At 38.7% G+C, this 12,538-nt stretch carries 11 protein-coding genes; 4 read left to right on the top strand and 7 right to left on the bottom strand.

All coding sequences use genetic code 11. The features are described from left to right. Window positions 1-134 precede the first annotated feature (134 nt). The 4 genes from B2906_RS03040 to B2906_RS03055 all read right to left on the bottom strand — a co-directional run bounded on the left by B2906_RS03040 (window position 135) and on the right by B2906_RS03055 (window position 5,801). Window positions 135-590: a DUF4440 domain-containing protein gene (locus tag B2906_RS03040; RefSeq protein ID WP_219958831.1), complete on the bottom strand. Its 456-nt coding sequence runs from the start codon at window positions 588-590 to the stop codon at window positions 135-137. 94 nt (window positions 591-684) lie between these two features. Next, window positions 685-2,142 carry an amidohydrolase gene (locus B2906_RS03045; protein ID WP_219958832.1) on the bottom strand — a complete coding sequence of 486 codons (1,458 nt, stop codon included), beginning with the start codon at window positions 2,140-2,142 and terminating at the stop codon, window positions 685-687. Between the two features lie 648 nt (window positions 2,143-2,790). Next, window positions 2,791-4,662, bottom strand: coding sequence for a gamma-glutamyltransferase family protein (locus B2906_RS03050; protein WP_219958833.1), 1,872 nt, complete (start codon window positions 4,660-4,662; stop codon window positions 2,791-2,793). A 113-nt stretch (window positions 4,663-4,775) separates the two neighbouring features. Next, complete coding sequence (locus B2906_RS03055) at window positions 4,776-5,801, bottom strand: carboxypeptidase-like regulatory domain-containing protein (RefSeq protein WP_286935538.1); 1,026 nt, start codon at window positions 5,799-5,801, stop codon at window positions 4,776-4,778. A gap of 234 nt (window positions 5,802-6,035) precedes the next feature. On the opposite strand from B2906_RS03055, the gene B2906_RS03060 reads away from it, so the two are divergent. Together B2906_RS03060 and B2906_RS03065 are read left to right on the top strand one after the other, a co-directional pair. Beyond that, window positions 6,036-7,397 carry a DEAD/DEAH box helicase gene (locus B2906_RS03060; RefSeq protein ID WP_286935539.1) on the top strand — a complete coding sequence of 454 codons (1,362 nt, stop codon included), beginning with the start codon at window positions 6,036-6,038 and terminating at the stop codon, window positions 7,395-7,397. 44 nt (window positions 7,398-7,441) lie between these two features. Next, entirely contained in the window at window positions 7,442-7,885 is a 444-nt protein-coding gene (locus B2906_RS03065; protein WP_286935541.1) for a DinB family protein, read from the top strand. Window positions 7,886-8,136: 251 nt separating this feature from the next. Here B2906_RS03065 and serA read toward each other — a convergent pair whose 3' ends face one another. Beyond that, the gene (gene serA / locus B2906_RS03070; RefSeq protein WP_286935542.1) at window positions 8,137-10,029 is read right to left on the bottom strand and encodes a phosphoglycerate dehydrogenase; all 1,893 of its coding nucleotides are present in this window, start codon (window positions 10,027-10,029) and stop codon (window positions 8,137-8,139) included. A gap of 221 nt (window positions 10,030-10,250) precedes the next feature. Here serA and B2906_RS03075 point away from each other — a divergent pair, with 221 nt between their 5' ends. Together B2906_RS03075 and B2906_RS03080 are read left to right on the top strand one after the other, a co-directional pair. Further along, window positions 10,251-10,784 carry a DUF4920 domain-containing protein gene (locus tag B2906_RS03075; RefSeq protein WP_286935543.1) on the top strand — a complete coding sequence of 178 codons (534 nt, stop codon included), beginning with the start codon at window positions 10,251-10,253 and terminating at the stop codon, window positions 10,782-10,784. Next, window positions 10,785-10,988: a hypothetical protein gene (locus B2906_RS03080; RefSeq protein ID WP_286935544.1), complete on the top strand. Its 204-nt coding sequence runs from the start codon at window positions 10,785-10,787 to the stop codon at window positions 10,986-10,988. Window positions 10,989-11,139: 151 nt separating this feature from the next. Here B2906_RS03080 and B2906_RS03085 read toward each other — a convergent pair whose 3' ends face one another. After that, on the bottom strand, window positions 11,140-12,027 hold the full coding sequence (locus B2906_RS03085) for an HAEPLYID family protein (protein WP_286935545.1): 888 nt from the start codon (window positions 12,025-12,027) through the stop codon (window positions 11,140-11,142). 43 nt (window positions 12,028-12,070) lie between these two features. Further along, a complete protein-coding gene (locus B2906_RS03090) occupies window positions 12,071-12,454 on the bottom strand; it encodes a hypothetical protein (RefSeq protein ID WP_286935546.1) in 384 nt (127 codons plus the stop codon). Between the last annotated feature and the right edge of the window lie 84 nt (window positions 12,455-12,538).

Here is a 12,538-nt window from a genome sequence, read left to right on the forward strand (position 1 = left end):
GACCGAAGCTTCCGAATACTGATCCATTGAGCTAATAATAGGCCGTTTTTTTCTTTGCTGTCAATAAAGCGGATACACACATAATAAATCCATTAAAAAAGGCTGATTAAATTTAATCAGCCTATTTTTTATTGTTAATCTTTTTCAACTCTTGTGGAGTGCAACATATCCAGTCTCCAACCATCTTTGGTTTTTACAGCTGTTGCACTTTCCAGCCATCTTATTTCTCTGACAATTTCCCCATTCAATGAAATTGTTGCGAAATTATGATAAGCAATCCAAGCTCTATTTCCTTCAATTTTGGTTTCAATGAACTCAAACCTGTTGACTCGGCTAGGAGGGTTTGGGTTTTGTTTGGCTCTGTCGAAATAATTTAAAATGGTTGGGATATCCCATAATTCCCCCTGCTCCAACAGTATAAAATCATCTGTATAGTAGTCCTTTAATTTTTCAGAATGAAAGGAAGAAAAAAGATCATCAAAAGAGTTTTGAATTAAATCTTGAATCTGTTTTTCTTCATTCTGAGTTTGAGAAAAAGCAGAAAGGCATATCAAACTCAGGAAAAGAGTAGAAAGAATTAATTTTTTCATAGTCAAAGAGAGTTTAGTATAAAAATGCAGCTGTCTCAAAATGCACTGAGATACTACGTAATAAATCAGGACTATTTGAGACAGCATAGAGGTATTATTGTAAGTTTGAATTAATAGGAGGAGGGCCATCTGGAACGAAGCCTTTGTAGACATAGTCGCCTTTTTTCTCCTTAAATTCAGCTTTTACGGACTCTACTAATTCAGGGTTTTGGAATAAATCTACCATTGTCATCGATAGTGCCTTAGCAGCATAAGCCATTCCCTTATGGCCAATGGACATTCCTCCGGAAGCTACAACCGCCCATGAATGCCATGGAGTCCCATTCGGAGCAGTAGTTGCAGAAAGACGGATAGTAGGAACTACCCAGCTAACATCACCCACATCTGTGCTTCCTCCCATGCTATGTTCTGCAGTTTCTTCCATGGGTTCGATTTTGGAGACCAAACCGATTTGAGGCTTTCCAGTAGCCTCTTGGATCTTTTTTGCGAAGTTTTGCTCCTCTTCGGTATAGCTTATAGAGCCTAGGCTCTCAAGATTTTTCTGAAGTGCTGCTGAGCCGGTTCTATTAACTAAAACCTCATGCACCCCTGAAATTAAATTGACCTTATAATCTACATTAGCCAAAATAGCAGCTCCTTCAGCCATTTCTTCCACACGCTTCCATACAGGCACTAATCCTTCTCTACTGCTGTCTCTTACTCTTACCCAAATTCTGCTATAATCAGGAACAACATTTACAACCTGGCCAGCATCTTGAATATGGTAATGGATTCTAACAGTAGGTTTGATATGCTCACGATAATAATTAATTCCGGAAGTGTATAGTTCTAGAGCATCACTGGCACTTCTTCCATTCCAAGGATCGGCAGAAGCGTGTGCAGCCTGACCAAAAAATTCCACTTGAAAATCAACTAGAGCCAGTCCTTTCTGAACAGCAGCTTTTGTTTCAGCAGCAGGATGCCAATCCATCACTACATCTACATCCTTAAAAAGTCCTGCTCTCACCATCCACAATTTCCCAAAGAACTTTTCTTCAGCAGGAGTACCATAAAATCTGACTGTACCCTTAATTTTTCCCTGATCTATCAAGTCTTTAATGGAAGCTGCTGCTCCTAAGGATGCTACTCCAAATAGATTGTGTCCACAACCATGACCAGGAGCTCCTTCATTCAAAGGGCTTTTATAAGGAACCTTGTTTTGAGATAAACCGGGTAAAGCATCAAATTCACCTAATATGCCGATCACCGGAGATCCAGAACCATACTCAGCCACAAATGCCGTAGGAATTTCAGCAACACCTCTTGTCACTCTGAACCCTAGTTCTTCTGCATAATCAGCCAAAGCTTTGGCTGATTGAGTTTCTCTAAAAGCGATTTCTTCAAAGGACCAAATCCTATCGCTTAGGTCGGTCAGTGCATCAAATCTTTTGTCTACAGAGGCTTTAACTTCTTCCTTTAATGGGTTGGTTTTCACCTTCTTTTGAGCAAAAGAAATATTGCTCAAGCTTAAAGTGAATATAGCAGTTGTAATTGCTAGGTAATTGTATCTCATCTATTTATCTATTTAATTTTTTGATGTGTTTCTACTAAAATACCTCCCGTCATTCGGAGGGACAGTCCCTCGCATCTTTTAATGAAGTATTTCTAATTATTTCTACTGAATTTTCTATAGTTCCATACCTACGGCATGGAGATGGGTTTGTGCTCATTTTTGCTACCTAGCTAAAATCCCTACGGGATTGGATATTCCCACAATGTTTATCGAATATCTTGCTGGCACGGTGATACCGGTTCTTATTGGAAATTCTGCGCCAGCGCTAGAGGATAATTTACCTACCTTACCTCGGGTTTCACCCGAGCCTGTGCGCCTCTGGTGTGGCTATTGAGGGGTTTAAGCCCTTCAGGCTTTTCATTAAGGAGGCAAAACGGAACAGATTGAACATTGAACCATGAACTATTGAACCTATAAATTCATCAATAATATCCAAGAGCCTTGGGCTTCGATTACTCAATTAACCAATTATACAATTACTCCTTTTCTTGCTCAAGGCATATTTTTAGTTATTTCAATTGTATTTCTTTTAAAATCCCCCTTGCCCCCTTTTAATTTTTCTCACTTTTTTGAAATTTATATAAAGGTCCAAAGGGGGAATTGATCCGTATCTCGCCGAAGGCATTTCTTAATTGTAATATTTAAAATCTACCAAGCTATTCCATAATCATCTCCATAATTGGAGCTTCCTCCCCAGAAACTGCCATGCTTCCAGTCAAACCAAATGGCATTGATAGGTCCTGAAGTTCTTGGCCAGAAATCCATGATATAGCCTTTTTTCATTAATTCTGCTCTTATCCAGGTAGGTGTATCATCTCTCAATGACATGGCGCCCGGTTTAATCTCATGAGCCCCGAAAGAGCTTTGCATTTGGTAAGAATTGATATTCGCAGCCTCTGCAGCTTCCTGCACATCCATGTCAAATTCTACAATGTTTAGGAAGTATTGTAGCAGGTTTTGGTCTTGAGAGTCTCCGCCTTGAACAGCAAATGATAAAAATGGCTTTCCATCTTTTAAAGCTAGGCTTGGAGTAAGAGTAACCCTTGGTCTTTTTCCTGGTTCAGGTAAATTATAAGGATTTAATTTTTCGTCCAATACAAAGCTTTGCATACGCTGAGAAAGTCCAACGCCTGTATTCCCTGCAATCACGGCAGGAACCCATCCACCACTTGGAGTTACAGAAACTACCCAACCTTCTGCATCTGCTGCTTGAATAGAAGTGGTGCCACTTTGAAATTCCTGTAAAAATGGATCATTTGGACCCTGAATTGGCATTCCTGGATTATTGATTGCCATTGAATTATCGGAATTATTCAAAAGGCTTTTAAACGGATTACTCCCTCCCTGAAAAGGGTAAGGATCACCAGCCTTGATCGTTGGATCGTTTTTATCTTTGATAAGCTTGGCTCTTTCTTTGGCATATTCTTTTGAAAGAAGGCCTTTGATTGGACTTCTAGGCTCGAATGCTGGGTCTGAATAATAAAAGTCCCTATCAGCAAAAGCCAAATTCATCGCTTGGTAAATCGTATGGATATATTCGGAAGAATTATAGCCCATTGATTTCAAGTCAAAGTTTTCGAGGATATTTAAACTTTGTAATAAAGCTGGACCCTGAGTCCATTCTTGAAGTTTATAGACGTCTATACCTTTGTAATTCACAGACAAAGGCTCCTCAATTTTCACTTTCCAATTAGCTAAATCTTCTTCTGTGAACAAGCCGCCTTGCTCTCGAGTACCTCTTACAATTTCTTTTCCAATATCTCCCCTGTAGAATCTATCATTAGCCGCATAAATAGCTTCTTTTCTTGATTTCCCATTTGCCAAAGCCTCTTTTTCGGCATTCACCAATTTCTGTAATGTTTGGAAAAGATCTTCCTGTACAAATATTTCACCCGCTTCAGGTCCTTCTTTATCTTCTCCTAAGTGAGGTAAAAATATCTTTTTGGAATAAGGCCATTGCTTGATCCGCTCTTTTCCGCTTTCAATGCTATTGGCTGTTTGTGCCTCTATAGGATATCCTTTTGCGAGTTGCATGGCAGGCTTTAAAACCTGCTCCAAACTCATGCTTCCATATTCAGCCAACATGGTCATCAAACCTCCAGGTGTGCCAGGAGTAGTTGCTGCTAACGGGCCATAAGCAGGTGGGTAATCCATTCCTTTAGATTTGTAAAAATCTACTGTTGCTCCTGTGGGAGCCACTCCCATTGCATTGATAGCGATTACTTTCTTCAAACCTGGATGGTAGATTAAAGCCTGAGTTTCTCCACCCCAAGAAAGCACATCCCACATGGTAGCTGTAGCAGCAAGCATAGCACAGGCAGCATCTACAGCATTTCCTCCTTGCTGAAAGATGGTGGCACCTGCAGTGGCTGCCAATGGTTTACCAGTGATGGCCATCCAGTTTTTACCATGTAAAACAGGCTTGTTGGTTGGAGTTTGGCCTGGAGCTAAACCCGGAAGACTTTGTCCCATAACTGCTATTGGAAATAGAGCAAGGACAATCAGTATCAGTTTTTTCATATGATTATTATTTTTTTTAAAGGCCATATAGAATCCCTGCCTGCGGCAGGCAGGTCGGACAGTTTTTAATCAATCCAATAAGTGTCGATCTCGTGGAGTTGGACCTTATTGGGTTAAGGATTTTTTTCATCCAAATCGTCCAGAAGCTGGCTCATAATTGGCCTGAATCCAGGAAATTGGGAATTATATTGGGTGAATAGTTTGAAAATAGCATTTGGGTCTTTGATATTTAGACTATTATCCTCAGCAAATTCTTCCATTTCCTCAGCATCCTCACCAAAAATCAGGAAAAATTTCTTTCTGTTCTTAGGTACTTCGATTACGTTTTTTCCCTCGAGATAATAGTAAACATTTCTTTTGATGATCTGATCATTTCGCTGACCCACCATCAAGGCTGTATTATAATTGGATTCTTTGAAAATTGCCATAGTTCTTCGCATTAGTGGTAATTCTCCATCCACTAAAACTTCAAAAAAGCCCGAAATTGGACTTCCTTCATCTCTGAAATCCATCCCATTGACAAAGTATCTTGGAACTCTGTGGGTAGAGTCCACCCAAACTATATTCTGAATTCTTAATCCGGGCATGACGGAAACAAGATTATTTTCCGGCTCCATCAATTCAAACATATTCGAGACAATATTATATCGTACCCGAAACCCTTCCAGCATTTGCTGATCTCTGTAGAGTAGGATGGAGGCTGAATTCCATTTGGGATCTAAATAATTGTTCCCTTCCAATTTTTTAGGTTCAGGTGCTATTCCATACACCATGTTGCCACCAATAAAATTAGGCCGTTCATTGATAAGCCTCAGAATATTGTCGGATCTGATTGTTTTCTGAAGTGCGGCTCCGCTTCCTTCCGCTCCAAAACGAACCAAAAACAAATCCCCGAGATCTGTATCTTTTTGAAGGTTAACTACTCTCTCCAAGCGATTATATCCTTCAAGGTTGAGAGAAAGAGTATACTTATCTTCTGGTAAATCTTTGAATTCAAAATTACCACCGGCTACACTTACCCTGCCATAGGCAGTTCCTCTAAGAGTAACACTGACTCCATCGAGATAATTATTGGATTCTGAATCCAAAACTCTTCCGGACAGCGTAAAATTTTGAGCACTTGCCCAAAAAATGCTCACTAAAAATAAGATTGATGTTATAAATAGTTTTGGGAATAATTTCATTGTAATAGTTACATAATAGTGGGAATATGAAATATAGGTAAATCATAGGTCCTGATCAACAGTTCAAAAAGTATGGCTGGAATTTTAGGACTACAGGCTATAATCTTTTGCAAATTGGCATACCTAGGGAATTAGAGTTATATTTGAAAAGGCTCGGCCTGAAGTTTTTAATCATTAAATAATCCCAAATTGGATTTCTCATCATTTAATTTCGAATCTTCTTTACAAGAAGGATTGGATGCAATGGGTTTTGATCAACCCACACCTATACAAGAAAAGGCAATTCCTGTCATTATAGAAGGCAAAGATTTAATCGCCTGTGCTCAGACCGGAACTGGTAAGACAGCTGCTTTTATTCTGCCTGTACTGAACAAAATAAGTAAGTCTGGCTCCAATAATTTAAACACCCTGATTTTAGCACCTACCCGGGAGCTAGCCATTCAAATAGACCAGCAAATACAAGGCTTCGCCTATTTCTTGGGAATAAGTTCTATCCCAGTATATGGCGGCGGAGATGGCTTGGTTTGGGAGCAGCAAAAAAAGGCTCTTGAAACAGGAGCAGAAATTGTGGTTGCTACTCCTGGAAGACTCATCGCGCTATTGGCGGGAGGAAAAATAGATCTCAGCTCTTTGGAACACCTGATTTTGGATGAAGCTGACAGGATGATGGATATGGGTTTTTCAGATGATATTTTGAAAATCGTGAATTATCTACCCAAAAAAAGGCAAACAATCCTGTTTTCAGCAACTATGCCTCCAAAAATCAGAAGCTTCAGCATGAAGATTTTGAATAAACCTGAGGAGATTTCAATTGCTATTGGAAAAACAGCTGCTGGAGTTACTCAGTCCATGTATTCTGTATATGATACCCAAAAAGAAGACTTAGTATCCCATATATTATCTCAAAAAAACTATGAAGCAGTAATCATCTTTGCCTCAACAAAGGATAAGGTGAAAGCTCTTTATAAAGCTTTAAAGAAAAAGTTTGATGTAGAAGCCTTTCACTCTGATTTGGAGCAGCTTGAGCGAGAAAAGATCATGTCTGCCTTTAAAAACAGAGCTGTAAAAATTTTAGTCGGAACGGATATCATTTCTAGAGGAATTGATGTGGTAGGTATTGAGTTGGTGATCAATTATGACACCCCAAGTGATCCGGAAGATTACGTGCATAGGGTGGGTAGAACTGCTAGGGCGGATATGGAAGGAGAGGCCATCACTTTTGTAAATCCTAAGGACCAATACAAGTTTGTCAGGATCGAAAACCTGATTGGTATGGAAGTAACTCAAGTGCCGCTTCCAGAGGGATTTGAAAAAGGACCAGATTATAATCGAGAGCCAAAGAAAAAATCTGGAGATTCTTTTAAATCAAAAAATAAGAAGTCAGGATTCTCAAAGAAAAAAGGAGGTTTTAAGGCTACACCTCATAAAAAGAGAGAGAATTTTGATTCCTCTGCACCCAAATCAGCTGATATCCCTCAAGAGAAGAAAAGTACATCTAAAAAGCCAGGAAAATTTGGTCCAAGGAGAAACGTGATTGATGACGCCGGCTAAGAATTAGGTTTGGCAAGTAATATTTTCAGTCAATAGCTATTCATATGATCAAGGAATTAATTGAATTATTTGAAAGAGATTTAAAAAGATTAGGGAAAGAGTTAGAGGCTTTTAAGAAGGAAGAAAATCTTTGGAAAACTCAGGGAGGAATTAGTAATACCGCAGGAAATCTGATCCTTCATTTAAATGGAAATTTGCGAACCTTCATTTGTAAAGAAATAGGAGGATTCGATTACACCCGGGATAGAGATTTTGAGTTTGCAGGAAAAGGTGTTTCCAGAGAAAAAATGAGAGCTGAGATTGAATTGGTTTCTAAGCAATTAGTAGCAAGTCTGGAAGGGTTAAACGAAGAAACCTTAAATCAACCTTATCCGGAGGAAAAATTTGGGTACCCCATGACATACAACTTTTTCTTGATGCACCTTTATGGTCATTTTAATTATCATTTGGGTCAGATCAACTATTTAAGGAGAATTTTGGAAGGATAATTTGAATCCAAAATAAGCTTGTTAATAAATAATCTGATTATCCGCAATCATGGCAGTTGCCTTATTTTCCTTGCTTGACAGGTTGGAAGACCGATGACCGAAGACCGAAGCTTCCGGATTTTGATCCTTTCAGCAGACAATAAGCCATATTTTTGTCAATACTGGTAAGAAAGCGGATACGCATAATAAATAAAAACGCCCTGCTGTATAGCAAGGCGTTTTTAATTAAATTAAAATCTACTTTCAGATTTTTAGTATAGCATCCTGAAGCGAATCGTTCCCGGAATTGTTTTAAGTGCTTCAATCGCGTCGGGAGAATAGGCCTTGTCAATATCAGTGATTACGTAGCCTATTTTTTCATTTGTCTTCAAATATTGACCGACGATATTGATCTCAAAGTTTGCCAAAATCTGATTGATTTTCGCCAATACTCCCGGCTCATTTTGGTGAATATGGATCAGTCTGTGAGCATCTTTCAGGAATGGTAATTGGATGTTAGGGAAATTAACTGAGTTAAAAGTATTCCCCGTATTGATATACTCCATGATTTTACCAGGAACAAATCGAGCGATATTTTCCTGAGCTTCCAAGGTACTTCCTCCAATATGTGGAGTAAGAATAGTATTTGGTAGGCCGATCAATTCAGAAACAAAGGGCTCACTATTGTTCTTAGGTTCCTCTGGGAAAACGTCAACTGCACAGCCTCCCAAATGGCCGCTTTCCATTGCCTCTTTCAGCGCTTCAATTTCTACAACATGACCTCTACTCAAATTGACTAAAATTGCACCCTTTTTCATCTTTTGGATTCTCTTTTTGTCCAAGAGGCAATTATTGTCTTTTCGACCGTCCACATGGAGAGAAACAATATCACAGGTTTCCAGTAGCTTGTCTAAGGAGTCTAGTTTTGTTGCATTTCCAAGGGCTAATTTTTCTATTACATCATAATAGAAAACATTCATACCCATATTTTCTGCCAAAACTGAAAGTTGGGCACCAATATTTCCGTAGCCTACGATTCCTAACTTTTTACCCCTGATTTCAAAGCTACCGCTAGCAGACTTATCCCACTTACCCTGATGCATATTGACAGATTTATCAAAAAATCCACGCATCAAGAAAATGATTTCTGCGATAGCCATTTCTACTACAGAACGGGTATTGCTAAAAGGTGCATTGAAAACTGCAATTCCTTTTTCCTGACAGGTTTCCAGGTCAATTTGGTTAGTCCCTATACAAAAGGCTCCAATAGCAATCAGACGATTGGCGTTTTCCAATACCTTTTTGGTCACGTTAGTCTTAGACCTGATTCCAAGGATGGATACATTTTGAATTTTCTCACAAAGCTCCTCTTCGCTCATTGCTGAGCTTACGACTTCAACCTGGTATCCTTCTTCTTTTAATAACTCGACTCCGATCGGATGAACGTTTTCAAGCAGCAATACCTTGATTCTGCTTTTGGGATAAGAAAACTTGGTATTGAGTTTATTGATGTATAAAATCTCATCCAAACTAGGGGCCACGTGATCTGCTTGAGAAGCTACTTTAGGGCGATGTACATTCTCTGTGAAAGCATAGAATTTATTCGCCAAACCAGAAGCTTTGATTTCATAGTCGGTATACCCATCACCTATCACATAGATATCGCCCTCCAAATTGATCTTTTTGATAGTTTCTGCCTTGCCGTTGTTTTTGGATAGGGGATTATCTCTATTAAAGTCTACGATCTTTCCAGACTCATCGTAGACGAATTCATTGGCAAATACATTTTCCTTTTTGATACCATAATCAGCTACAATCGGAATTATGAAATCCTTGAATCCATTGGAAATTATGAATATATCATCTGCATTTTCCTGTAAAAATTCCTTATTCCTTTCGAAGGATTTGGATACTTTCTTTTTCAAAGCATCAATCAGGTCTGAAATCTGAGCTTTGTTGGCTTTGAGAATATCCAATCTTAGCTCCAAACTTTCGCGGAAAGTCACCGAGCCCTCCATCCCTTTATCTGTAATGTCCTTGATGGCCTGAAGTTTTTCTTTTGCTTTTGGATCGCCACTGAGGGAGATTTCGCCCAATATATCCAAGGCTTCTACCTGAGTAAAGGTACTGTCAAAATCGATGATGAATTTTTTGGTTTGAGACATGTGCAGGGTCTTATTGAGAATTCTCTGTAAAATTAGCGTATTGTTAAAAAAATTGAAGTTTTATTAGAAATTTTGTTTCAAATACTTTTGAAAGTAGAATTTTCCGCAATCGATTGTGTGGTTTTAAACAAAATAGAGCCCGATTTCTTTGAATCAAAACAAGCATATTAAATTTTTATCCTGCGCTCTTTCATTCTATTTTTACAGTAAAATATTCAGTTATGCATAAGTCAACTATCTACTCACTTTTAATCGGACTATGTTTTATCAGTCTTTCATGCTCTAATTCCAAAGATCCGTACGCTAACCTTCCTAAGCATGAAATGGGAAAAGTCGTTGGCGAGGTCGAGTCGGTACCTGGGAAATTTGGAGAAAATATGGACGGAAACTTCCAGCTTACTCAATTAAGCTCCATGATGGAAGAGGTAGAAAAGACTGGATCTTATGAAGGAGTTATTCAAGGCGAAATCAAAGAAGTATGTACCAATAAAGGCTGCTGGTTTTCCATGGATTTACCTAATGGAGAAAGTATGAGAGTTACATTTAAGGATTATGGATTCTTTTTGCCTACTAACAGTCAAGGGTATCCAATAATCATAAAAGGAGTGGCCAATATGGTGGAAACTGATGTGGAAACCTTAAGGCATTTCGCTGAAGATCAAGGCAAATCAGAAGAAGAAATAGCAAAAATTACAGAGCCGAAAAGAGAAATCACCTTTGAGGCAAGTTCGGCAATCATTCAGGAGAAAGCGTAAATGGCAATAGCGTTAGATAATCTTCGAATAGGAAGAAGGTATGTGTTGGTCAATCAAGGGGAGGTTAGAAAACTCGAGATTATGGCTAGGCTTCATGGAGATAACTTTAAGGTGAAAGATCTGGAAACCTTAGAGTATTATACCATTGAAGAGCTTTTGCAATGGGGCAAAGGAAAAGATTATGATTTGGACGAAATCAGGTAAATGTAAAACCCCAGATCAAATTCATTTATAAAAATTAAACGCCTCCTTCACAATCAAGTGGGGAGGCGTTTTCAGTTTTACGGTCAGTGTCTTAATCGATTCAAATTTTTTGTGCTTGAATGAAAAAGAGTTTTGAGAAGTAAGTTAATTTTTAATGCATGGACCTGAATCCAGGTTCATAAATGATTCTCACAAAACTTCCCAATCCTCTATTGGGATTATCGATAGGAATGGCGCTGACAATGCCTACCATTAAATTTTCGGCCAAACCAACCCTCATTTGAGGTCTCAATACGGTATGAAGGTTTCCATCATTCAGCACCTTGTTAATTTCTACACCTATGAAGTTTCTGGTTCCTGAAATCATGTAATGGAAATTGGAATTGATTTCATATTCAACATGAGATCTGCCACCAAACTCTTTTTCGATGCGGGGTCCAGTATAAACCAAGGTATGATAATTAGTGCCCCATCTTTTTGCCGCGATTAGAAAGGGATTGAAAATGTTTCCTTTGAAAGTGCCCTCATTTTCCCATCTATCAAATCCTCTCATTTCAAATTCATGGATGTAACCCAAGGCCATGGAGATATTTTGTTTTTCCTTGACTAAGAAAGTCCACTGCGTTGCTAGCTTGATCGACTCCAGTCTATTTTCGGGCTGACTATTTGGGTTTTCCAAATTTCTAAAAGAATAAAATGAAAATGGAAGTTCAACCTCGAAACCTAAGCGGTCAATTGGCGCCCATTCGTACTCCACTAAGGCATGGAATTCATCAAAATCTCTTCTGTCATCCATACCAAAGCCTATGTTCCATTCCTTTTCCCCCTTTCTTGCACCCAGGTCACGGATCAAGTCAATGTAAAGTGGCTCAGCATGGAGAACCTTTGGCTTTTTGTATGAAATATCGGGCTGTTCTACCTCCCGGATAAAGACTGAGTCTAGGTATTGTCTTTCTAATTTGGTACTGTCAGTTTCTGTTTGGCCGTATGCATGCCATGTCAGGCAGACTGCAAAAGCCGCCGTAAATATTTTTTTCATTATGGTTCCTGTTTAATTTGAGTTTGAAAACTGCTTAAATTAATCAGGATCTATCAGGAGGGGGAGGAGTGAGGGAAAGTAGAGGAGGAAGTGTCTTTTTTACCAAAGACCAATCTTTTTTCTCCAATAAAAATAATTCTGGTTTCAGAGTAAGTTCTGGAATCAAACACTGATAAACCTTTAATTTTTTCAGTGATTTGTCTTCTTGATTGGTCCCATTATCAGGGATAACATCTCCATCACCATCTAATATGTATTCGAAAATCACTTCGGATATATTATCAATAGGATCATCTAAGTACATTTTAGCATGTCCTTCTACGCCTCCTTCATAAAAATTTGCGGAGAGGTTGATAAAATTGATAAGGAGAATGTAGGAAAAAACCCTTACCCAAGTTGCATACTTACTAGTTGATCGAACTGACAATTTGATATTCTTTTTCCAGCTGCAAAATTAACGAACTTATTTAGCCTAGGTTGTTAATTTTCATAAAAAGAAGAATGTGCTGGA

Source organism: Algoriphagus sp. UBA3586, from assembly GCF_002376385.1.
In the GTDB taxonomy this organism is placed as follows: domain Bacteria; phylum Bacteroidota; class Bacteroidia; order Cytophagales; family Cyclobacteriaceae; genus Algoriphagus; species Algoriphagus ornithinivorans.